The organism is Candidatus Pseudomonas auctus (genome assembly GCF_048654275.1).
Taxonomy (GTDB): Bacteria; Pseudomonadota; Gammaproteobacteria; order Pseudomonadales; family Pseudomonadaceae; genus Aquipseudomonas; species Aquipseudomonas pharyngis.
On sequence record NZ_JBJYZK010000005.1, the window covers coordinates 252,529 to 275,805 of the forward strand.

Here is a 23,277-nt window from a genome sequence, read left to right on the forward strand (position 1 = left end):
GCCATGCTGATCCCCGTGATTCTGTCCGGCGGTGCCGGCACCCGTTTGTGGCCGGTGTCCCGCGAGGGCCATCCGAAGCCGTTCATGACCCTGCCCGACGGCCAGTCGCTGCTGGGCAAGACCTACCGGCGCGCCGCCGCGCTGCTGGACGGTTGGGGCGACATTGTCACGGTGACCAACCGCGAGTACTACTTCCAGAGCAAGGATCACTATCAGGCCGCGCGCCTGTCCCGGCATCGCGGGCACTTCCTGCTCGAGCCCACCGGACGCAACACCGCACCGGCCATTGCGGCGGCGGCACTGTCGCTGCAAGCCCTGCACGGCGATGCGGCAATCATGGTGGTGATGCCCGCCGACCATTTGATCGTCAATGAAGAGGCGCTCAAAAGCGCGGTCGAGCACGCGGTCAATCTGGCGAAGGACGGTTATCTGGTGACCTTTGGCGTGGTGCCGACCGCCCCGGAAACCGGCTTCGGCTACATCGAGACCGGCGCCCCGCTGGATGCAAAAGGCGCTGCCAAGGTGCAGCGTTTCGTGGAAAAACCCGATCTGCAGACCGCCACCCATTATCTGGAGAGCGGCAACTTCCTGTGGAATTCGGGAATGTTCTGTTTCTCCACCGCAACGGTGATCGCCGAGCTGGCGCTGCACGCCCCCGAGCTGCTGGAACAGGCCCGCGCCTGCATGGCCGCCAGCGAACCGGTGGAAACCGCTGGTTGCCTGCAACAGGAATTGTCCGCGCAGCTGTTCGCCGAAATCACCGACATTTCCATCGACTACGCACTGATGGAGCGCTCGGAAAAGGTTGTGGTGGTGCCGGCGGGTTTCGACTGGAGCGACATTGGGTCCTGGGGTGCGGTGGCCGCGCTGGTGCCGGCCGACGCTGATAACAACCGTGCGAGCGGCGAGGCGATCTTCATCGACAGCCGCAACAACTTCGTTCAAAGCGATGGTCGGCTGGTGGCCGCCGTCGGTGTGGAAGACCTGATCGTCATCGACACCGCCGACGCCGTGCTGGTAGCCCATGCCGACCGTGCGCAGGATGTGCGGCGGGTGGCCAAGCAGCTCAAGGACAAATCCCACGAAGCCTATCGCCTGCACCGCACGGTCAGCCGTCCGTGGGGCACCTACACCGTGCTCGAGGAAGGCCCGCGCTTCAAGATCAAGCGCATCGTGGTCAAGCCCGGCGGCAAGCTGTCGTTGCAGATGCACCATCACCGCAATGAACACTGGGTGGTGGTCGAAGGCATGGCCAAAGTCACCAACAACGGCAGCGGCACGACCCTGGTGGCGAAGAACGAATCGACGTTCATTGCCGCCGGTCACAAGCACCGTCTGGAAAACCCCGGCGTGATCGACCTGGTGATCATCGAAGTGCAAAGCGGCGAATACCTGGGAGAGGACGACATCGTCCGCTTCGAAGACCAATACGGCAGGACGGTGTGAATGCTGCTTTCCCTGTACCGCTCGCTGCACGACTATCGAGGTTTCATCCTCGGTAGCGTCAAGCGGGAGTTTCAAGCGCGGTATCGCAATTCGCTGTTCGGCGCGCTGTGGACGGTACTCAACCCGCTGTCGATGATCGTCGTGTACACGGTGATCTTTTCCCACATCATGCGCGCCCGCCTGCCCGGCGTGGACGACGGCATGGCCTACAGCGTCTACCTGTGCGCCGGGTTGCTGACCTGGGGCCTGTTCTCGGAAATCACCCTGCGCAGCCAGAACATGTTTCTGGAAAACGCCAACCTGCTGAAGAAAATCAGCTTCCCGCGCCTCTGCCTGCCGGTGATCGTGCTGCTCAATGCGGGAATCAACTTCGCGATCATCATCGGCCTGTTCCTCGGGTTTCTATTGATCAGCGGGCGCTGGCCGGGCATGGCCCTGCTGGCACTGGTGCCGCTGCTGGCGCTGCAAGTGCTGTTCTGCGCCGGACTGGGGATGATCCTCGGCGTGCTCAACGTGTTCTTTCGCGATGTCGGGCAATTGTTCGCCATCTGCCTGCAATTCTGGTTCTGGCTGACGCCGATCGTGTATCCGCTGAGCATCCTGCCCGAGTGGGTGCAGCGCCTGTTGCAGCTCAATCCGCTGACCAACCTGATCGGCAGTTACCAGAACCTGTTTCTCTACGGTCAGTGGCCGGTGTGGAGTTCGCTGCTGCCGATCTTCGTGATCGGCCTGCTGCTGTGCGCGATCGGCCTGCGCCTGTTTCGTCGGCGGGTCGGCGAAATGGTGGATGAACTCTGATGGGGCACATACGCGTTACGGGCCTGGGCAAGGCCTACAAGCAGTACCCCACCCGCTGGAGTCGCCTGGCCGAATGGCTGATTCCTTTTTCGCCGATGCGCCATCGCCAGCACTGGGTGCTGCAGGACGTGAATTTCGAGATCGCCCCCGGTGAAGCGGTGGGCATCGTCGGGGTCAACGGCGCCGGAAAAAGCACCTTGCTCAAGATGATCACCGGCACCACCCAACCGACCTGCGGCCAGATTCAGCTCGAGGGCCGGGTCGCGGCGCTGCTGGAACTGGGCATGGGTTTTCATCCGGACTTCACCGGTCGGCAGAATGCAGTGATGGCCGGGCAACTGCTGGGCATGCAGGTCGAAGACATCGAAGCACTCATGCCGGACATTGAACGCTTCGCGGAAATCGGCGAAGCCATCGATCACCCGGTGCGCACCTACTCCAGCGGCATGCAGATGCGCCTGGCCTTCAGCGTCGCCACCGCGCGCCGCCCGGACATTCTGATCGTCGACGAAGCGCTGTCGGTGGGCGACGCCTACTTCCAGCACAAGAGCTTCGACCGCATCCGCAGCTTCCGCAAGGCTGGCACCACGCTGCTGATCGTTTCCCACGACCGCTCGGCGATCCAGTCGATCTGCGACTCGGCGATCCTGCTCGAAGGCGGCCACATGGTGATGCACGACAAGCCCGAAGCGGTCATGGATTACTACAACGCCCTGCTTGCTGAACGCGAAGGCCAGACCGTGCGCCAGGAACTGCTCGACGGCGGCCAGGTGCGCACCGTGTCCGGCACCGGCGAGGCAGGGATCCTCAGCGTGCGCCTGCTCGATGAACGCGGACGCTCCATCGACGCCGCCGAAGTCGGTCAGCCGGTGACACTGGAAGTCGAGGTGGAGATTCGCCAGGACATCGAACGGCTGGTGCTCGGCTTCATGATCAAGGATCGCCTGGGCCAAGCCATGTACGGGATCAACACCCACCGTCAGAACCAGGCGCTGGAAGACCTGCGTGCGGGTGAACGCATCACCTATCGCTTCGCCTTCGTCATGGGCCTGGGCAAGGGCAATTACTCCGTGGCCCTGAGCCTGTCGCGACTGGACTCGCACCTGGACCGCAACTTCGAATGGCGTGACTACGGCCTGGTGTTCCACGTGATCAACAACCGTCAGGAAGATTTCGTCGGCTGTTCCTGGCTGGGCGCCAGCACCTCGATCACCCGCCACGCGGACAGCCTCGCGGAGCGCGCGCCATGACCCGCCTGCTGGTTGAATGCACCCACGTGTTCAAACACCCGAAGGTCAATTCGGGGATTCAGCGGGTGGTGCGCAACGTCATCAAACAACTGCCGCCGAGCGCCGAAGGCGTCGAATGCGTGCCGGTGGTTCTGCTCAAGGGCCAGTTGTACCGAGTGAAGCGTCTGGCGCCGCTGGATTCGCCGCTGTTCAATGCCATCGTCACGTTTGGCGAACGCCTAGAGCGGCTGGCCCATCGTTTCTGGCAACTGCATCAGCGGCTGGATACCGGTTGCCGCACAAAACTGGTACGACGCCTGTTGTACGTCGGCTATCGCCTGACCTCGTTCGGTGCATTCGGAATACCGCTGCGGCTGGTCGAGCAGGTCAATCGCTATCAATTGCCTCAACGCTGCGAACCACTGCAACACCAGACTGGCGATCATCTGGTGCTGCTGGACTCGTCCTGGCATTCGGACTTTTTCCTGCATGCCGAGCGCCTCAAACAGGAAGGCTTGGGCATCGTTGCGGTGATCTACGATCTGATTCCCCTGTCCCACCCGCAGTTCTACGACACGCGGCTGGTCGAGGTGTACAGCGAGTGGTTCGACTGGATCGCCCGTAATGCCGACGGTTTCATGGCCATCTCCGCCACCGTGCGCGATCAGCTGCGTGCAGAACTGCAACGTCGCCTTGGTTCGGCACAAGTCGGCAAACGCTGGTTCGACTACTTTCACCTCGGTTCGGAGCTGGATCTGCAGAGCGTCGAAGCCGCCGTCGAACCGCGTCTACAAAAGCTGTTCGCAACAAAGGAGCCGGTGTTCCTGATGGTCAGCACCATCGAGCCGCGCAAGAACCACGACTATCTGCTGGATGCCTTCGACCATGCCTGGGCGAACGGCTCGAACGCCCGGTTGTGCATCGCCGGGCGCATTGGCTGGAAGTGCGACGCACTGCTGGCCCGGATTCGCCATCATCCCGAGCTGGACCGGCGGCTGTTCATGTTCAATGACTTGAGCGATACCAGCCTCGAACACGCCTACGCCCATGCCAGTGCGCTGGTGTTTCCGTCGTTCGTCGAAGGCTTTGGTCTGCCGCTGGTGGAAGCCATGCAACGCGGGCTGCCGGCGATGGGCAGCGATATCCCGGTGTTTCGCGAAATCGGCGGTGAGTTCATGGCGTATTTCGACCTGCAGTCGCCGCAAAGCCTCGCCGATCTGCTACAGACCTTTGAGCGCAGCGGTCGATTCCCCGCCGCTCGCGATGTGAGTGACTGGCAATGGATCGGCTGGCGGGAAGCCAGCGCGCAACTGGCCGAGCGCACCGCGCGCCATGTGCTGGAGGCACCTCAGGTGTCAGCGAGGCAACATGCGCATAGCCCTTAACACCCGCATTCTCCAGGCACCGCGCACCGGCATCGGCCATTACGTGGCCGAACTGGTGAATGCCTTGCACACTGAAACCGATATCGAGGTGGCGCTGTTCCATGGCTGGGGCTGGAGTTCGCAACTGCCGGAAGCGGCGATGCCCGGTTATTCGCGCCTGACGCCGCTGCTGCGGCAGATCCCCGGGGCCTATCAGGCGCGCCGCTGGCTGGAGCAGAAACGCTTCGATCAGGGCCCGGCGCAACCGGTCGATCTGTACCACGAACCGAGTCTGTGGCCGCTGGCCTTCGATGGCCCGACCGTGATTACCCTGCACGATCTCACGCACCTGCATTTCCCCGAGACCCAGCCACCGGCGCGGCTGCGGGAAATCGAGCGCCGGCTCGCCGAAGGCGTACGCCAGGCGCGGATCATTCTGACCGACTCGCAAGCCATCGCTGACGAGGCCCGGGAGTATTTCGGACTGCCTGCCGAGCGCTTCGTGGTCGCGCCGCTGGGTGTCGCCGAGCGTTTCCATCCGCGCGAGCCGCAGGACATCGATGCGGTGCTCAAGGCCCATGCGGTCGAGTACCGGGAGTACTTCCTCTGCGTCGGCACCCTGGAGCCGCGCAAGAACCTGAACCTGGCCCTGCGTGCCCACGCGCTGCTGCCGGATCGGGTGCGCCAGCGTTTCCCGCTGTTGATCGTCGGCATGGCCGGCTGGCAGCGCGACCAGTTCAGTGATGAATTGAATCAGGCGCTGGCTTGCGGGAACGTGTGCCTGCTCGGCTACCTGCCCGATGAGCAAGTCGCGCAATTGCTGGCCGGCGCCCGGGCGCTGATTTTTCCGTCGCTGTATGAAGGTTTCGGCCTGCCGGTGCTGGAAGCGATGGCCAGCGGCACGCCAGTGGTAATCACCCGCTCTTCGGCCATGCCGGAAGTGGCGGGCGACGCCGGCAACTATATTGAAGCTGACGATGCAGACGGCTTGCGTGATGCGATGAGCCGACTGATCGATGATCAAGCGCACTGGCAGGCATGCCGGGAAGCCGGATTGCAGCGGGCACGGCTTTTTTCCTGGAAGCGTTGCGCGCAGGCCACGGCCGGCGCCTACCACCAGGCCATGGGAGGTTGAATGCGAGTTCTTCATTTCTTCAAGACGTACCTGCCTGACTCGGTCGGCGGTATCGAGCAAGTGATCTTTCAACTCTGCGAAAGTGGCGCCCAACACGGCATCGAAGGCCAGGTGCTGACCCTCAGCGCCAATCCAGAACCTGCGGTGGTGCGTCTCGGCCAGCATGAAGTGCATCGGGCCAAACTGGATATCCAGTTCGCCTCCACGGGTTTTTCCTGGAGCGTGTTCAAGCAGTTTCGTGAACTGGCCGCCGAAGCCGACGTAATCAACTACCACTTCCCGTGGCCGTTCATGGATCTCGTGCATTTTGCCAGCGGCGTGAACAAACCGACGGTGGTGACCTATCACTCGGACATCATTCGCCAGAAGCACCTGCTCAAACTCTATCGCCCACTGATGAACCGCTTTCTCGCCAGCGCCGACCGGATTGTCGCGGCTTCGCCAAACTATCTGCACACCAGTGATGTGTTGCAGCAATTCCAGGACAAGACTCGCGTCATCCCCTATGGCTTGAACAAGGCCGGTTATCCACAGCCTGACGTCGAGCGCATGAACCGCTGGCGTCAGCAGCTTGGGGACAAGTTTTTCCTGTTCGTCGGGGTGATGCGCTATTACAAAGGCCTGCACATCCTGCTCGAAGCCTTGAAAGACGTGGACTATCCGGTAGTGATCGTCGGCGCCGGCCCGCTGGAGCAGGAACTGCACGCCCAGGCCGCGGCCCTGGGTCTGCGCAACATTCATTTCCTTGGGCGGCTGAGCGATGAAGACAAGGTCGCCCTGCTGCAACTGAGCTACGCCATCGTCTTCCCATCGCACCTGCGCTCGGAAGCGTTCGGCATTTCGCTGCTCGAAGGCGCGATGTACGGCAAACCGATGATCTCCAGCGAAATCGGCACCGGCACCAGCTACATCAACATCCACAACGAAACCGGACTGGTGGTGCCACCGAGTCATCCATCGGCATTTCGCGAAGCGATGCGCACCCTGTGGGAAAACCCGGCCCGCGCCGCCGAAATGGGCCTCAAGGCGGAGGCCCGCTATCGGCAGTTATTCACAGCCGATGAAATGGGCCGCAAGTGGACCGAGCTGTATCAGGAGCTGCTGGAAGAAAAGGCGTTGTCCTACGCCTGATCCGTTACAGATCCAGCACCAGCGGCTGGGCACTCTGCGCCGGCACCGCGCAGCAAATCAGCACCTGCCCCTCCTCCGGCACTTCTGCCGGAGGCTGTGGATAATTCACCGCGCCGCTGATCAGCCGCGTCCTGCAGGTGCCGCACGAACCCCCGCGACAACTGAATTCCGGACGCAAGCCGCGACTTTCCGCCAGCTCCAGCAAACTGCCGCCATCGGGCTGCCAGCGCGCTTCCTTGGCTGAACGTTCGAACACCACCGGCACCGACGTGGTCGCAGCCGGCGGTTGTTCCATCACGATCGCGTCCGGATCGGCCTGGCGCTTGAGGGTCGAAGGGCCGAAGGTTTCGGCATGGATCTGCCCGTCCCGCACATCCAGTTCGCGCAAGATGTCATAAATACCTTGGGTAAAACCGCCGGGACCGCAGAGCACGAAGTCGACCTGATCGAAGTCCTCGTCGGTCAGCAGATTGCGTAACAACTCGCCATCGATGCGGCCGCGCAGGTCGAAGTCTTTTCCTTCGACCAGATCGTCTTCCGGCTGACTTAGCACTCGCAACACTTTCACGGCATCACCGGCATCCTCCAGCAACCGATCCACCTCTGCGCGGAACGGCTGGTCGGCGAGGCTGCGGGAACTCTGAACAAACAGGGTCGGACGAATCCGCCGGGTCCGCAGGCCCTGATACACCACCTCACGCAGCATCGACAGCAACGGCGTGATGCCGACGCCGGCCGCCAACAACACCAGTGGACGACGCTCCAGCGCCGCGACCGTGAAATGCCCTTGAGGCAAGCGCGCCTCCAGCACATCGCCCACGCGAATCTGCTCATGCAGGTGCGTCGACACCCGGCCTTCGCGTTTCACGCTGATCCGGAAGAAATCATCCGACGGCGCGCCGGACAGGCTGTAGGTACGGATGTGCACCTCGCCATCGAGGGTGAACCGCAGCGGCAGATGCTGACCGGCGAGAAACACCGGCAGTCCTGCGCCATCGTCCGGCTCCAGATAAATCGAGCGGATGTGACGGCTTTCCATTTCGACTTTTGCCACGCGCAATGGCCGCCAGCTGTCCCCCAATGCCTTGGCCTGCAACCGTGCATCGGCCTGGGCCCAGTTACCGGTCAGCAGGCTGGTGGGTGACATGCCGTCGAAGCGCCAGCGAAGAGCCAGCGCTGCCGGACGCCGAACCAGTTTTTCCACCTCGAAAGTCCACAGGCGTTCGGCGCCCTGGAAGGCCTCGATCTGCGGCGCCTCGAGAATGATCTCGGTGCGACCGCTGAGCTGCAACACATCGCCTGTGGAAAAGTCGATGAACAGCAAGCCGGCCAAGGGATTGAGCAGCAGATTGCCCAGCGTGTTGAAGTGCAGGTTGCCGGCAAAATCAGGGATCGTCAGGCGATTACCCTCGATCCGCACAAAACCGGGCTGACCGCCGCGGTGGGAAACATCCACCGAACGCTCGCCGTCGACGTCGACGTAACTGGCGACGAAGAAAGTATCAGCACTTTCAATCAGCGCAATGGCGGCGTCGTCGAGGCTGTCACGATGTTCGGCTTTGCGGGTCTGCGGATCGGTCAGCGGCACCCGCTGAAACTGACGCAATTGAATGTATTGCGGGCAGTTGCCGAACGATTGATCCACCGTCAGCCCGAACCCGTTCGCGTCAAGATTATCGATGTGGCCATTGAGCCGATTGCGCCGGCGGGTGTGCAGTTCGATACCAAGCAGACCGATGGCGGCGCCGGCTTGTAACTGCGCCGGGTCATCGGCAGCCGGCAGACTGGCGAACTGCAGTTGCGTCGGCTCGGGAGAGTGAGCAAAGCCCGGCTCCCCCTCCAGCACACTGGCCCAGGGGCGACCTTCGGCATCCACCGCGCCATACAGCATGAAGGGCAATTGCTCATAGAACTGACGGTGCTGATCCGGCATCCAGGTGCGAATCACCTTACGCCCGAATTCCGCCATGCGCTCGGCAACGCCGACATGGGCCTGCAACTGTTGCTCGCCAGCGTGCCACGGTGAACGTTCCATCACGGTCTCTCCCCTGCGCCGTTGGCGCAGATTGAATGTCAGACGGTGGTTTGCAGGCCGGCAACGGTGCGCGGCATGCCGACGAAGCCAGGCAACGCCTCGATGCGCGAGAGCCAGGCGCGAACGTTAGCGTAGTCGTCCAGCGACACATTGCCTTCCGGTGCGTGGGCGATGTAGCTGTAGGCCGCCACGTCAGCGATGGTCGGCTCAGTACCTGCCAAATACGGGGTTTTGCCCAGTTCCAGGTCCATCACCTTGAGAAAATTGTGCGCGCGGGTGATGACTTCCTCGGCGTTGAACTTCGCCCCGAACACCGTGATCAGGCGGGCGGCGGCAGGGCCGAAAGCAATCGGCCCGGCGGCAGCGGACAACCAGCGCTGCACATGCGCGGCGCCGACCGGATCGCTTGGCAGCCAGCGACCATTACCGTATTTCTGTGCCAGATAGACGAGGATCGCGTTGGAGTCGGCCAGCACCACGCCGTTGTCATCAATGGCCGGTACTTGCCCGAAGCTGTTGATCGCCAGGTAGCCGGGCTGTTTGTGCTCGCCTTTGGCCAGATCGACAAAGATCAGCTCGGTCGGCAGTTGCAACAGTGACAACATCAGTTCGACGCGATGGGCGTGGCCGGAACGCGGGAAGTTGTAGAGTTTGATCGCTTGCATGGTCGACTCCGCTGGATGATGGCGCCGTTCAGGGTGGACGGCGGCCGTGGGAGCCATATTCCCTTGATCGCGAAAGCAATAGAATCACCAGCAAACGCAATCCATTATTTCTCTGGATGAAATAACGCGGCGTTTTTCAGCGCCGGATGCTCGCGCAACGCCTGCACGATAAAGTCGACAAAGCTGCGTATCCGCGCCGGCGCCTTGCGCCCGCCCTGATACACCACATGGATCGGCAAAGCAGGCAGTTCAAACTCGGCGAGGACGATTTCCAGTTCGCCGGAGGCGACCTTGCTGGCCACCTGATAAGACAGCACCCGGGTCAGACCCAGGCCCAGCGACGCCGCCGTGATCGCAGCCTGATTGGCGGTGACCACCAGACGCGGTTCCGGTTTTACGCCGATGAGTTCACCGTGTTCCATGAATGGCCAACTGCGCTGTTGACCGATGGCCGATGTCGCCACCACCGGCGCCCCGGCCAATGCCTGTGGATGGGCAGGCCGACCATGGACCGCGAAGTATTCCGGCGAGCCGCAAATCACCCGCCGTACCTCACCGACCCGGATCGCATGCTGATTGCTGTCCGGCAACTCGCCGATACGCACCGCGACGTCGATGCCCTCCTCGACCATGTTCACCACCCGGTCGAGCAACAGGGCATTGATGGAAACGTCCGGGTATTGCGTCAGATAACGCGCCATCACCGGCGTGACAAACAGCTCGCCGAATAAAACAGGCGCCGTCACCGTCAACTGCCCACGCGGCTGGGTATGACTGCCGGCAGCGGAATCCTCCGCTTCCTGCACCTCCGCGAGAATTCTCCGACAGTCTTCCAGGAAACGCAGACCGGCTTCGCTCAAATGCACGTTGCGGGTAGTACGGATCAACAACTGCGTGCCGATCCGCTGCTCCAGCGCGGCCACCGCCCGGGTCACGCTCGCCGCCGACAGACCCAAACGCCGCGCCGCAGCGGAAAAGCCCTGTTCCTGGGCGACGATGGCGAATACCTGCATTTCCTGGAAGCGATCCATGGTGCCCTCGATCCGGATAAAAAAATCGCAGCCTAAGCTGCGATTTTATTGGGGGGTGATCAACTGTGGATAACTTATTCCACCGTCACCGACTTCGCCAGGTTACGCGGCTGATCCACGTCCGTGCCCTTGAGCACCGCAACGTAGTACGACAGCAGTTGCAGCGGAATGGTGTAGAGGATCGGCGACAGGATGTCGTGGATGTGCGGCATCTGCACTACGTGTGTGCCTTCGCCGTTGGTCATCCCGGCCTTTTCGTCGGCGAACACGACCAGTTCGCCACCGCGGGCGCGGACTTCCTGCAGGTTGGACTTCAGTTTCTCCAGCAGTTCGTTGTTCGGTGCGACGGTCACCACCGGCATGTCGTTATCCACAAGCGCCAGCGGACCGTGCTTCAGTTCGCCGGCCGGGTAGGCTTCGGCGTGGATGTACGAGATTTCCTTGAGCTTCAAGGCCCCTTCCATCGCCACCGGGAATTGCGCGCCACGGCCCAGGAACAGGGTGTGGTTCTTCTCGGCGAACAGCTCTGCGATTTTTTCCACGGTGCTGTCCATCGCCAGGGCTTCGCCCAGACGGGTTGGCAGGCGACGCAGTTCTTCGACCAGCGTGGCTTCAACGCCTTTGCCCAAAGTACCGCGCACCTGACCCAGAGACAGGGTCAGCAGCAGCAGACCGACCAACTGCGTAGTGAAGGCCTTGGTCGAGGCCACGCCGATTTCACGACCGGCCTGGGTCAGCAGGGTCAGGTCGGACTCGCGCACCAGCGAACTGATCCCAACGTTGCAGATCGCCAGACTTGCGAGGAAACCCAGTTCCTTGGCGTTGCGCAGGGCGGCCAGGGTGTCGGCGGTTTCGCCGGACTGGGAGATGGTGACGAACAGGGTGTCCGGCTGCACCACCACCTTGCGGTAGCGGAACTCGCTGGCGACTTCGACCTGGCACGGAATGCCGGCCAGCTCTTCGAGCCAGTAACGGGCAACCATGCCGGCGTGATAGCTGGTGCCACACGCCACGATCTGCACGTTGCGCACTTTGGCGAACAATTCAGCAGCTTGTGGACCGAAAGCCTGCACCAGCACCTGATCCGCACTCAATCGACCTTCCAGAGTGCGCTGCACCACGGACGGCTGCTCGTGGATTTCCTTGAGCATGTAGTGACGGAACTCGCCTTTGTCGGCGGCTTCGGCGCCATCCGTGTACTGGACGGTCTGGCGCTCGACGGCTTTGCCGGTCACGTCCCAGATCTGCACCTTGTCGCGCTGGATTTCGGCGATATCGCCCTCTTCCAGGTACATGAAACGGTCGGTGACCTGACGCAGGGCCAGTTGATCGGAAGCGAGGAAGTTTTCACCCAGGCCCAGACCGATCACCAGCGGGCTGCCGCTGCGAGCAGCAACGAGTCGATCCGGTTGCTGTGCGTGGATAACCGCCAGACCGTAAGCGCCATGCAGCTCCTTGACCGCAGCCTTCAGCGCGTCGGCGAGGTCTGGCAACGACTTGAGTTTTTCGGTCAGCAGGTGAGCGATGACTTCGGTGTCGGTGTCCGAAGTGAACACGTAGCCCAGTGCCTTCAGCTGTTCACGCAGCGCCTCATGGTTTTCGATGATGCCGTTGTGCACGACAGCGACGTCACCGGAGAAATGCGGGTGGGCATTGCGCTCGCTCGGCGCACCGTGGGTGGCCCAGCGGGTGTGGGCAATACCGAGACGGCCAACCAGCGGATGTTCGGCCAGCGCCGCGTCGAGTTCGCTGACCTTGCCCACACGACGAGTGCGTTCCAGAATGCCGTCATTGGTGTACACCGCCACACCGGCACTGTCATAGCCCCGGTATTCGAGGCGTTTGAGGCCTTCGACCAGAATGGCGGTGATGTTACGTTCAGCTACTGCGCCGACGATTCCACACATGCTTATTTCTCCTGACTGACAGTCGCGCAAATCAAGTTGATACCGCGAGCCTGAATCTGATCGCGCGCATCCAGGGACAGGCGATCATCGGTAATTAGGGTATGGACGCTGCTCCATGGCAGCTCCAGGTTGGGAATTTTGCGGCCGATCTTGTCGGCCTCGACCATCACGATCACTTCCCGCGCCACTTCCGCCATCACCCGGCTCAGGCCGAGCAATTCATTGAAGGTGGTGGTGCCACGCACCAGGTCGATGCCATCGGCACCGATAAACAATTGGTCGAAGTCGTAAGAGCGTAGTACCTGCTCGGCGACCTGGCCCTGAAAGGATTCCGAGTGCGGATCCCAGGTGCCGCCGGTCATCAGCAGCACAGGCTCGTGCTCGAGTTCGCTCAGGGCGTTGGCCACATGCAGAGAGTTGGTCATCACCACCAGGCCTGGCTGCTGGCCGAGTTCGGGAATCATCGCGGCGGTGGTGCTGCCGCTGTCGATGATGATGCGGGCGTGCTCGCGGATGCGTGTGACGGCGGCGCGGGCAATCGCCTGTTTGTATTTGGAAACGTTCTGACTGACGTCCGCCACCAGTTCCTGGGGCATGGTGATCGCGCCACCATAGCGACGCAGCAGCAAGCCATGACTTTCCAGAGCGGCGAGATCCTTGCGAATCGTAACTTCCGAAGTTTCGAAGCGCTTGGCCAGTTCATCCACACTCACTTCGCCCTGCTCATTGAGCAAAGCCAGAATGTTGTGACGGCGCTGAGGTGTGTTGCGTTTCGACATGGCTAATTAAGTTTCGATTCGAAAGATAACGGAAGCAATCAAAACCTATCAGCTGCGAATCGTCAAGTCGGCGCCCAAAAAAAAGACCGCTGGCAGCGGTCTTTTTTAATTTGAGCATTGTGGATAACTCAGCTCTTCTTGATGTTCTCAGGCCGCTTCCAGCCATCGATGTTCTTCTGCCGTGCCCGGCCAACAGCCAATTGCGCGTTATCCACATTCTGAGTGATGGTCGAGCCGGCTGCAGTAGTTGCACCGGCAGAGATATCCACAGGCGCCACCAGCGAGTTGTTGGAACCGATGAACACGTCTTCACCCAACACGGTTTTCCACTTGTTGGCGCCATCGTAGTTGCAAGTGATGGTGCCGGCGCCGATGTTGGTACGCGCACCGATCTCGGCATCGCCCAGGTAAGTCAGGTGCCCGGCCTTGGCGCCTTCGCCCATGCGCGCGTTTTTCAGTTCAACGAAGTTACCCACATGGGCGCGGGCCTCCAGCACAGTGCCCGGACGCAGGCGGGCAAACGGGCCGGCATCGCTGCCTTCGCCCAGCACCGCGCCTTCGATGTGGCTGTTGGCCTTGACCACTACGCCTTTGCGCAGGGTGCTGTCCTTGATCACGCAGTTCGGGCCGATGACCACATCGTCCTCTATGACAACCTTGCCTTCGAGAATCACGTTGATGTCGATCAGCACATCGCGACCGACGGTCACTTCGCCTCGCACATCGAAACGGGCTGGGTCGCGCAGGGTGACACCCTGAGCCATCAGGCGACGACCGGCGCGCAGCTGGTAATGACGCTCCAGCTCGGAGAGCTGTTTGCGATCATTGGCGCCCTGCACTTCCATCGGATCGTGAGGTTGTTCGGTGGCGACGGTCAGGCCATCGCTGACCGCCATCTCGATCACGTCGGTCAGGTAGTACTCGCCCTGAGCGTTGTTGTTCGACAGGCGACTCATCCAGTCCGCCAGACGATTGGCCGGCACTGCCAGGATGCCGGTGTTGCCTTCAGTGATCGCCCGTTGCGCTTCGCTGGCGTCCTTGTGTTCGACGATGGCGGCAACCTTGCCGTCGGCATCGCGCACGATGCGGCCATAACCGGTCGGATCGTCCAGCTCGACGGTGAGCAAGCCCATCTGCCCGGGTACAACGTGCTTGAGCAGACGTTGCAGGGTCTCGACTTCGATCAACGGCACATCGCCGTAGAGAATCAGTACGGTATCGGCGGTGATGAAAGGAACAGCCTGGGCCGTGGCGTGGCCGGTGCCCAGCTGCTTGTCCTGCAATACGAAATTCAGATCGTCAGCGGCCAGACGCTCGCGCACTACATCGGCGCCGTGGCCGATGACGACATGAATGCGCTGTGGATCAAGTTGACGGGCGCTGTGGATAACATGGCCGAGCATGGAGTCGCCGGCAATCGGGTGCAGCACTTTTGGCAGCGCGGAACGCATGCGGGTGCCCTGACCGGCCGCGAGGATAACGATTTCAAGAGACATGACTGGCTACCAATCCTGGGTGGTCAGCAACTGCGACCGGGTTTGTAGAATTCTGAAAAGAAAAAAGGGTAGCCGAGGCTACCCTTTTTTATCAATCGCACAACAAGTGGCTGACGGATTAACCGCCAAACTTCTTGCGGATCTGCTGGACGGTGCGCAGCTGAGCTGCAGCCTCGGCCAGACGTGCGGACGCAGCTCCGTAGTCGAAATCTGCGCTCTTCTCATGCAGAGCAGCTTCGGCAGCCTTGAGAGCTGCTTGAGCCTGAGCTTCATCCAGGTCGGCGGCACGTTGCACGGTATCGGCAAGCACCTTGACCATGTTCGGCTGAACCTCGAGGAAACCACCGGAGATGTAGAACACCTCGGCTTCCCCGCCTTGCTTGATCAGGCGGATCGGACCTGGCTTCAGATTAGTGATCAGCGGCGCGTGGCCCAGAGCGATACCAAGATCACCCAGAGCACCGTGCGCAATCACCATCTCGACCAGGCCGGAAAAGATTTCTCCTTCCGCGCTGACGATGTCGCAATGGACTGTCATAGCCATCTGATTGCCTCAACCTAAATTAGCGCCCGTTGCCGGGCGCCTGGATTACAGTTTCTTGGCTTTCTCGATCGCTTCTTCGATGCCGCCGACCATGTAGAACGCTTGTTCTGGCAGGTGGTCGTAGTCACCGTTGAGGATGCCTTTGAAGCCAGCAATGGTGTCTTTCAGGGAAACGTATTTACCCGAAGCACCGGTGAAGACTTCAGCCACGAAGAACGGCTGCGACAAGAAGCGCTGGATCTTACGAGCACGGTTTACCAACTGCTTGTCGGCTTCCGACAGCTCGTCCATACCCAGGATCGCGATGATGTCCTTCAGCTCTTTGTAACGCTGCAGCACGTACTGAACACCACGAGCGGTCTCGTAGTGATCGTTGCCGATCACGTTCGGGTCCAGCTGACGCGAAGTCGAGTCCAGTGGGTCTACCGCCGGGTAGATACCCAGGGAAGCGATGTCACGGGACAGAACGACGGTGGCGTCCAGGTGAGCAAACGTGGTCGCTGGCGACGGGTCAGTCAAGTCGTCCGCTGGTACGTATACGGCCTGGATCGAAGTAATCGAACCTTGTTTGGTCGAAGTGATGCGCTCTTGCAGCACGCCCATCTCTTCAGCCAGGGTCGGCTGGTAACCTACTGCCGAAGGCATACGGCCCAGCAGTGCGGATACTTCGGTACCGGCCAGGGTGTAACGATAGATGTTGTCGACGAACAGCAGAACGTCGTTACCTTCGTCACGGAACTTCTCGGCCATGGTCAGACCGGTCAGCGCTACGCGCAGACGGTTTCCCGGTGGCTCGTTCATCTGACCGTAGACCAGGGCTACCTTGTCGAGAACGTTGGAGTCCTTCATCTCGTGGTAGAAGTCGTTACCCTCACGAGTACGCTCACCCACACCGGCGAACACGGAATAACCGCTGTGCTCGATGGCGATGTTACGGATCAGTTCCATCATGTTTACGGTCTTGCCTACACCGGCACCACCGAACAGACCGACTTTACCGCCCTTGGCGAACGGGCAAACCAGGTCGATAACCTTGATGCCTGTTTCCAGCAGCTCGTTGCCACCGGCCTGTTCAGCGAAGGAAGGAGCGGCGCGGTGGATACCCCAGCGCTCTTCTTCGCCGATCGGGCCAGCTTCGTCGATCGGGTTGCCCAGTACGTCCATGATCCGGCCCAGAGTCGCTTTACCGACCGGTACGGAGATGGCTGCGCCAGTGTTGTTGACGTCCAGACCGCGCTTCAAGCCTTCGGTGGAGCCCATCGCAATGGTACGAACCACGCCGTCGCCCAGCTGCTGCTGAACTTCCAGAGTGGTTTCGGCGCCTTGAACCTTCAAGGCGTCGTAGATGCTCGGTACGCTGTCGCGTGGAAATTCCACGTCGATAACGGCGCCGATGATTTGAACGATACGTCCGCTACTCATAGCTGGATCCTCTGAATATTTGAACCGTTAAACCGCGGCAGCGCCGCCGACGATTTCCGAGATCTCTTGGGTGATCGCAGCCTGACGCGCCTTGTTGTAGATCAGCTGCAAATCGCTGATCAAATCACCGGCGTTGTCGGTAGCGTTCTTCATCGCGATCATCCGCGCAGCCTGTTCAGCCGCGTTGTTCTCGACCACCGCCTGGTACACCTGCGACTCCACGTAACGCACCATCAAGCCGTCAAGCAGCTCTTTGGCGTCTGGTTCGTAGAGGTAGTCCCAGTGGTGCTTGAGTTCTTGATCCGGGGTCGCCACCAGTGGAATCAACTGCTCCACGGTAGGCTGTTGCGTCATGGTGTTGATGAACTTGTTGGATACCACGGACAGGCGGTCAATACGGCCGTCCAGGTAGGCATCCAGCATCACCTTGACGCTGCCGATCAGATCATTGATCGACGGCTCTTCACCCAGGTGGCTGATAGCTGCAACGACGTTACCGCCGAAGTTGCGGAAAAAGGCCGCACCCTTGCTACCAACGACACACAGATCGATCTCGACGCCGTTTTCGCGGTTTACCGCCATGTCCTTGACCAGGGCCTTGAACAGGTTGGTGTTCAAGCCGCCGCACAGACCACGGTCACTGCTCACCACGACATAACCGACGCGCTTTACTTCGCGATCGATCATGAACGGGTGGCGGTATTCCGGGTTGGCGTTGGCCAGATGCCCAATTACCTGGCGGATACGCTCCGCATAAGGACGGCTAGCAGCCATGCGCATTTGTGCCTTGCGCATTTTGCTGACCGCCACTTTTTCCATGGCGCTGGTAATTTTTTGCGTGCTTTTGATGCTCGCAATCTTACTGCGAATCTCTTTTGCGCCTGCCATGTAACACCTATCAGGTTAGCAAGCGGGAGCCTTGCGGCTCCCGCTGCGGCTTACCAGGTTTGGGTGGCCTTGAACTTCTCGATACCAGCCTTCAGGCCAGCGTCGATTTCGTCATTGAAGTCACCTTTAACGTTGATCTTGGCCATCAAATCGGCGTGATCGCGGTTGAAGAAAGCGATCAGCGCTTGTTCGAAGCTGCCGATCTTGGCGATTTCAATGTCAGTCAGGAACCCACGCTCAGCGGCATACAGCGACAGCGCCATGTCAGCGATCGACATCGGTGCGTATTGCTTCTGCTTCATCAGCTCGGTAACGCGCTGACCATGCTCAAGTTGCTTGCGGGTCGCTTCGTCCAGGTCAGAAGCGAACTGGGCGAATGCCGCCAGTTCACGGTACTGAGCCAGAGCGGTACGGATACCACCGGACAGCTTCTTGATGATCTTGGTCTGAGCGGCACCACCCACACGGGATACCGAAACACCGGCGTTCACTGCAGGGCGGATGCCCGAGTTGAACATGGCCGATTCCAGGAAGATCTGACCGTCGGTGATGGAAATCACGTTGGTCGGAACGAACGCGGAAACGTCGCCAGCCTGGGTTTCGATGATCGGCAGTGCGGTCAGGGAACCGGTTTTGCCGGTCACTGCGCCGTTGGTGAACTTCTCTACGTACTCTTCCGAAACGCGGGATGCACGCTCCAGCAGACGGGAGTGGAGATAGAACACGTCGCCTGGGTAAGCTTCACGGCCTGGTGGACGGCGCAGCAGCAGGGAAATCTGGCGGTAAGCCACTGCTTGCTTGGACAGATCGTCATAAACGATCAGCGCGTCTTCTCCGCGGTCGCGGAAGAATTCACCCATGGTGCAACCGGAGTACGGAGCCAGGAATTGCAGTGCTGCAGATTCCGAAGCGCTCGCTGCAACGATGATGGTGTTAGCCAGTGCACCGTTTTCTTCCAGCTTGCGAACCACGTTGGCGATGGTCGATTGCTTCTGACCGATTGCCACGTAGACGCAGAAAATGCCGCTGTCTTTCTGGTTGATGATCGCGTCGATCGCCAGAGCGGTTTTACCGATCTGACGGTCACCGATGATCAGCTCACGCTGGCCACGGCCGACAGGGATCATGGCATCGACAGCCTTGTAGCCAGTCTGTACAGGCTGGTCTACCGACTTACGCCAGATCACGCCCGGAGCAACTTTCTCGACCGCGTCGGTCTCGGTGTTGCCCAGTGGACCTTTGCCGTCAACAGGGTTACCCAGTGCGTCGACAACGCGACCCAGCAGTTCCTTACCAACCGGAACTTCGAGGATGCGGCCGGTGCACTTGGCGCTCATGCCTTCAGCCAGACTGGTGTATGCGCCCAGTACAACGGCACCTACGGAGTCTTGCTCCAGGTTGAGGGCCATACCGTAGACGCCGCCCGGAAACTCGATCATCTCGCCGTACATGACGTCGGCCAGACCGTGAATCCGCACGATACCGTCAGATACGCTGACGACAGTGCCTTCGTTACGGGCTTGGGAGGTCACATCGAGCTTTTCGATGCGGCCCTTGATAATTTCACTTATTTCGGAAGGATTGAGTTGCTGCATTGCTCTGCTGCCCCTTCAAACTCAAGATTTCAATGCTTCGGCAAGTTTCGCGATTTTGCCGCGAATCGAGCCATCGATAACCAGGTCGCCGGCGCGGATAACGACACCACCTATAAGGGCAGCATCCTCCGCAACTTGCAGGCGCACTTCCCGGTTGAGTCGTGCACTGAGAACCTTGGCGAGTTTGTCTTGCTGTTCTTGGTTCAATGCAAAAGCACTGGTCACTTCAACGTCTACCGATTTCTCTTGCTCGGCCTTGTACAGGTCGAAAAGAGCGGCGATCTCCGGCAGAAGCGGGAGACGGTCGTTTTCGGCAACGACATTGATGAAGTTCTGTGCCTTGGCATCAAACTTGTCGCCGCACACGTCAATGAACGTGGCGGCCTTTTCTGCGCTCGTCAGTCGCGGGGCCTTGAGCACGCGCTGCATGGTGTCGTCTTGCGACACCGCTGCTGCCAGGCCGAGCATGGCTGACCAATTGGCCAGTTGCTGGTGGGCCTGAGCGTGCTCGAAGGCCGCCTTAGCGTAAGGTCGGGCCAACGTGGTCAGTTCTGCCATGATCGCCCTCGCTTAGATTTCAGCAGCCAGTTGGTTAACCAGCTCTGCGTGCGCGTTTTGATCGATTGTGGCACCCAGGATCTTCTCGGCGCCGCCGACAGCCAGCAAGCCCACTTGGGCGCGCAGCTTGTCTTTGACACTGTTCAGTTCCTGTTCGATCTCGGCTTGAGCCTGAACCTTCACACGGTCAGCGTCGACGCGGGCCTTTTCAACGGCCTCTTCGACAATCTGGTTACCGCGTTTCTTGGCTTGCTCGATGATTTCAGCTGCCTGAGCTTTCGCTTCGCGCAGTTGCTGACCCGCTTTCTCTTGGGCCAACTCCAGGTCGCGAGCTGCACGGCTGGCAGCGTCCAGACCATCAGCGATCTTCTTTTGACGTTCGTGCAGAGCCGCGATGACCGGAGGCCATACGAACTTCATGCAGAACAGTACAAAAATCAGGAACGCAACGGACTGGCCAATCAGGGTCGCATTAATGTTCACGCCAACACCTCGCAGTTACGTTGTCCATCACACCAAATCACTCGGAGATCCGAATGATTAGCCAGCGATCTGACCAACGAACGGGTTCGCAAAGGTGAAGAACAGAGCGATACCAACACCGATCATGGTTACGGCGTCGAGCAGACCGGCAACGATGAACATTTTAACTTGCAGCATTGGAACCATTTCTGGCTGACGCGCTGCGCCTTCCAGGAACTTGCCGCCCAGCAGGCCGAAACCAATTGCGGTACCCAGTGCGCCCAGGCCGATCAACAGTGCAACAGCGATAGCGGTTAGACCAACTACAGTTTCCATCTTTCCTCCCGACTTTTACGTCGTATGGTTTAGGTTTTTTAGATTAAAGCGGTAAAACAAATCGTTTCATGGTGCCCCGTGAGGAGCCCCTTCCCGTTTGACCGGGAAGGACATCAGACTAGTCGAGACTGGTCTTAATGGTTTTCTTCGTGCGCCATCGACAGGTAGACGATGGTCAGCATCATGAAGATGAACGCCTGCAGGGTAATGATCAGGATGTGGAACACAGCCCACGCCCACTGCAGGACAACGCCCAGGCCGCTGAGCCAGAGCAGGCCGCTGCCGAACATCACAGCGATCAGGATGAACACCAGCTCGCCGGCATACATGTTGCCGAACAGACGCAGAGCCAGAGAGATCGGTTTGGCGATCAGGGTCACGAATTCCAGCAGGAAGTTCACCGGGATCAGCAGGGCCTGAACGAAGATGTTCTTGCTGCCGAACGGGTGCAGGGTCAGTTCGCCGATGAAACCGCCGATGCCCTTGACCTTGATGCTATAGAAAATGATCAGTGCGAAAACCGAGAACGCCATGCCCAGGGTCGCGTTCGGGTCGGTCGTCGACACGGCGCGGAACGGGATGTGGTGGTCGCCGGAGATCAGGATGGCCAGCTGAGGAATCCAGTCGACCGGTACCAGGTCGACGGCGTTCATCAGGAACACCCAGACGAAGATGGTCAGTGCCAGTGGTGCGATCACCGGGCTACGGCCATGGAAGCTGTCTTTCACGCTGCCATCGACGAATTCGACCAGGACTTCAACGAAGTTCTGCAGTGCACCCGGCTGACCGGAAGTCGCCTTCTTGGCCGCCATGCGGAAAAGAATGACGAAGATCAGACCCAGCGCGACCGACCAGCCGAGGGTATCGACGTGGAAAGCCCAGAAGCCCATTTCCTTGGCTTCTGCTGCGGTGTGGGCAAAGCCCCAGCCGCCGTTGGGTAGCTGACCGAAGGTCAGGTTCTGCAAGTGGTGCTGGATATAGCCCGAAGCGGTTGTTTCTGCCATGGTTGCCTCAAACGCCCTAAGGTCTCGAAAGTCTTGTTCTCATCAGCAGGGGAGCGAACCAGCTGACCGACTGAGTCAGCACGAAGGCGCCGAATACAGCGATCGGCGCCAGTGGCTTCACACCTGCAAACACCAGTGCAAACAGCACTGCCGTCAAAATCAGTTTGCCTGCCTCGCCGGCATAGAAAGACCGGACGATGGACTGGGCTGCTCGGGCGCCGGAAAACCGAAATGCCTTGTGAGCGAAATAAACATTGGGCAGCAAGGCTATCAGGCCTCCGCAAAGTCCCGAGTATCCGGCAACGACTCCGTGCCATTGCCAGAGCGCCAAAGCGGCAATGAGCAAAATGACAAATTGAGCCATTAACACCGGAAAAACCGCCAGGCGATGGAACGGCAGGCGGTTTGGCTTGCGGGTTTCCATCACTATTGCTCTCCAATGGCCGGCTGCCGAAATTCAATAACTTGGCATAATTTGTGCCGACAAAATGCGCGCAGAGTATAGGGGCGGTTCTGCCCCTATTCAACTGTCAGGTAGTGATTTCCGACTGCGCGCTACAAGAGGAATTGTTTCAGCGGATGTGTGCGAGCACACCTTGAAGCTCATCGAGGGAGTTGTAACCGATCACCAGCTGCCCCTTGCCCTTCTTCCCGTGGCGGATCTGCACCGCAGAGCCCAGGCGCTCGGCCAGACGCTGTTCGAGGCGGGCGATATCCGGGTCGGGTTTGGACGGTTCGACCGGCTCCGGTTTGCCACTCAACCATTGGCGAACCAGTGCCTCAGTTTGGCGCACGGTGAGACCGCGTGCGACAACATGTCGCGCCCCTTCCACCTGCTGATTGTCCGGCAGACCAAGCAATGCACGGGCATGACCCATCTCCAGGTCGCCATGGGACAGCATGGTCTTGATGACTTCCGGCAGCGCAATCAGGCGCAACAGGTTGGCCACGGTGACGCGGGACTTACCCACAGCCTCGGCAACCTGTTGTTGAGTGAGCTGGAATTCCTGCTGCAAGCGCTGCAGGGCTACCGCCTCTTCAATCGGGTTCAGGTCTTCGCGCTGGATGTTCTCGATCAGCGCAATGGCGATTGCCGTTTCATCCGGCACATCACGCACCATCGCCGGGATGGTTTCCTGCCCGGCTTGTTGACTCGCGCGCCAGCGACGTTCGCCGGCAATGATTTCAAAACGACCACCACCAATCGGGCGAACCACGATCGGTTGCATCACGCCCTGGGCCTTGATCGACTGCGCCAGCTCTTCCAGCGCCTGCGGATCCATGTCCCGGCGTGGCTGATACTTGCCGCGCTGCAGCAGGTCCAGCGGCAGGTGCTGCAACTCGCGGCTGTCAGCCTGCGCCGCTTGTTCTTCCAGCGAGCTGACAGTCGGACCGCTCAACAGCGCATCCAGTCCTCGTCCGAGACCTCGTTTCTTGACGGCCATGGGGATT

General features: G+C 60.2%; 22 protein-coding genes. 6 read left to right on the forward strand and 16 right to left on the reverse strand.

What is annotated here, in order from left to right; all coding sequences use genetic code 11:
• Window positions 1-3: 3 nt before the first annotated feature.
• From ACKUG4_RS12530 to ACKUG4_RS12555, 6 genes are read left to right on the forward strand one after another with little or no spacing between them, the layout of a single operon-like run.
• Window positions 4-1,446 carry a mannose-1-phosphate guanylyltransferase/mannose-6-phosphate isomerase gene (locus ACKUG4_RS12530; protein WP_445434114.1) on the forward strand — a complete coding sequence of 481 codons (1,443 nt, stop codon included), beginning with the start codon at window positions 4-6 and terminating at the stop codon, window positions 1,444-1,446.
• Complete coding sequence (locus tag ACKUG4_RS12535) at window positions 1,447-2,244, forward strand: ABC transporter permease (RefSeq protein ID WP_236187635.1); 798 nt, start codon at window positions 1,447-1,449, stop codon at window positions 2,242-2,244.
• A complete protein-coding gene (locus tag ACKUG4_RS12540; RefSeq protein WP_221398383.1) occupies window positions 2,244-3,494 on the forward strand; it encodes an ABC transporter ATP-binding protein in 1,251 nt (416 codons plus the stop codon). Before ACKUG4_RS12535 ends, ACKUG4_RS12540 begins: the two co-directional genes overlap by 1 nt.
• Complete coding sequence (locus ACKUG4_RS12545) at window positions 3,491-4,858, forward strand: glycosyltransferase family 4 protein (RefSeq protein ID WP_445434115.1); 1,368 nt, start codon at window positions 3,491-3,493, stop codon at window positions 4,856-4,858. The genes ACKUG4_RS12540 and ACKUG4_RS12545 overlap by 4 nt, the downstream gene beginning before the upstream one ends.
• The gene (locus tag ACKUG4_RS12550; protein WP_445434116.1) at window positions 4,842-5,972 is read left to right on the forward strand and encodes a glycosyltransferase family 4 protein; all 1,131 of its coding nucleotides are present in this window, start codon (window positions 4,842-4,844) and stop codon (window positions 5,970-5,972) included. The genes ACKUG4_RS12545 and ACKUG4_RS12550 overlap by 17 nt, the downstream gene beginning before the upstream one ends.
• The gene (locus tag ACKUG4_RS12555) at window positions 5,973-7,103 is read left to right on the forward strand and encodes a glycosyltransferase family 4 protein (protein ID WP_236187639.1); all 1,131 of its coding nucleotides are present in this window, start codon (window positions 5,973-5,975) and stop codon (window positions 7,101-7,103) included.
• A gap of 4 nt (window positions 7,104-7,107) precedes the next feature.
• Here ACKUG4_RS12555 and ACKUG4_RS12560 read toward each other — a convergent pair whose 3' ends face one another.
• The 16 genes from ACKUG4_RS12560 to ACKUG4_RS12635 all read right to left on the reverse strand — a co-directional run bounded on the left by ACKUG4_RS12560 (window position 7,108) and on the right by ACKUG4_RS12635 (window position 23,270).
• Window positions 7,108-9,138, reverse strand: a complete 2,031-nt coding sequence (locus tag ACKUG4_RS12560) for a 2Fe-2S iron-sulfur cluster-binding protein (protein ID WP_445434117.1) — start codon at window positions 9,136-9,138, stop codon at window positions 7,108-7,110.
• A gap of 38 nt (window positions 9,139-9,176) precedes the next feature.
• Complete coding sequence (locus ACKUG4_RS12565) at window positions 9,177-9,803, reverse strand: glutathione S-transferase family protein (RefSeq protein ID WP_064600620.1); 627 nt, start codon at window positions 9,801-9,803, stop codon at window positions 9,177-9,179.
• Window positions 9,804-9,907: 104 nt separating this feature from the next.
• Complete coding sequence (locus tag ACKUG4_RS12570) at window positions 9,908-10,834, reverse strand: LysR family transcriptional regulator (RefSeq protein WP_445434118.1); 927 nt, start codon at window positions 10,832-10,834, stop codon at window positions 9,908-9,910.
• A gap of 74 nt (window positions 10,835-10,908) precedes the next feature.
• Complete coding sequence (glmS, locus tag ACKUG4_RS12575) at window positions 10,909-12,741, reverse strand: glutamine--fructose-6-phosphate transaminase (isomerizing) (RefSeq protein ID WP_445434119.1); 1,833 nt, start codon at window positions 12,739-12,741, stop codon at window positions 10,909-10,911.
• 2 nt (window positions 12,742-12,743) lie between these two features.
• A complete protein-coding gene (locus ACKUG4_RS12580) occupies window positions 12,744-13,520 on the reverse strand; it encodes a DeoR/GlpR family DNA-binding transcription regulator (protein WP_064600626.1) in 777 nt (258 codons plus the stop codon).
• A 128-nt stretch (window positions 13,521-13,648) separates the two neighbouring features.
• Window positions 13,649-15,016, reverse strand: a complete 1,368-nt coding sequence (gene glmU / locus ACKUG4_RS12585) for a bifunctional UDP-N-acetylglucosamine diphosphorylase/glucosamine-1-phosphate N-acetyltransferase GlmU (RefSeq protein WP_445434120.1) — start codon at window positions 15,014-15,016, stop codon at window positions 13,649-13,651.
• A 118-nt stretch (window positions 15,017-15,134) separates the two neighbouring features.
• Entirely contained in the window at window positions 15,135-15,560 is a 426-nt protein-coding gene (locus ACKUG4_RS12590; protein WP_007954164.1) for a F0F1 ATP synthase subunit epsilon, read from the reverse strand.
• A gap of 45 nt (window positions 15,561-15,605) precedes the next feature.
• Entirely contained in the window at window positions 15,606-16,982 is a 1,377-nt protein-coding gene (atpD, locus tag ACKUG4_RS12595) for a F0F1 ATP synthase subunit beta (protein WP_007954162.1), read from the reverse strand.
• A 27-nt stretch (window positions 16,983-17,009) separates the two neighbouring features.
• Complete coding sequence (atpG, locus tag ACKUG4_RS12600; protein ID WP_007954161.1) at window positions 17,010-17,870, reverse strand: F0F1 ATP synthase subunit gamma; 861 nt, start codon at window positions 17,868-17,870, stop codon at window positions 17,010-17,012.
• Window positions 17,871-17,920: 50 nt separating this feature from the next.
• Window positions 17,921-19,465 carry a F0F1 ATP synthase subunit alpha gene (gene atpA, locus ACKUG4_RS12605; protein ID WP_041073579.1) on the reverse strand — a complete coding sequence of 515 codons (1,545 nt, stop codon included), beginning with the start codon at window positions 19,463-19,465 and terminating at the stop codon, window positions 17,921-17,923.
• Window positions 19,466-19,486: 21 nt separating this feature from the next.
• Window positions 19,487-20,023 (reverse strand): F0F1 ATP synthase subunit delta, encoded by a 537-nt coding sequence (locus ACKUG4_RS12610; protein WP_007911956.1) that lies wholly within the window; start codon window positions 20,021-20,023, stop codon window positions 19,487-19,489.
• A 12-nt stretch (window positions 20,024-20,035) separates the two neighbouring features.
• Window positions 20,036-20,506: a F0F1 ATP synthase subunit B gene (locus ACKUG4_RS12615; RefSeq protein ID WP_007954149.1), complete on the reverse strand. Its 471-nt coding sequence runs from the start codon at window positions 20,504-20,506 to the stop codon at window positions 20,036-20,038.
• Window positions 20,507-20,563: 57 nt separating this feature from the next.
• Complete coding sequence (atpE, locus tag ACKUG4_RS12620) at window positions 20,564-20,821, reverse strand: F0F1 ATP synthase subunit C (protein ID WP_003097235.1); 258 nt, start codon at window positions 20,819-20,821, stop codon at window positions 20,564-20,566.
• Window positions 20,822-20,955: 134 nt separating this feature from the next.
• Window positions 20,956-21,825: a F0F1 ATP synthase subunit A gene (atpB, locus tag ACKUG4_RS12625; protein WP_039764981.1), complete on the reverse strand. Its 870-nt coding sequence runs from the start codon at window positions 21,823-21,825 to the stop codon at window positions 20,956-20,958.
• 16 nt (window positions 21,826-21,841) lie between these two features.
• On the reverse strand, window positions 21,842-22,249 hold the full coding sequence (locus tag ACKUG4_RS12630) for a F0F1 ATP synthase subunit I (protein WP_003229783.1): 408 nt from the start codon (window positions 22,247-22,249) through the stop codon (window positions 21,842-21,844).
• Window positions 22,250-22,397: 148 nt separating this feature from the next.
• Window positions 22,398-23,270, reverse strand: a complete 873-nt coding sequence (locus tag ACKUG4_RS12635; protein WP_064600630.1) for a ParB/RepB/Spo0J family partition protein — start codon at window positions 23,268-23,270, stop codon at window positions 22,398-22,400.
• Between the last annotated feature and the right edge of the window lie 7 nt (window positions 23,271-23,277).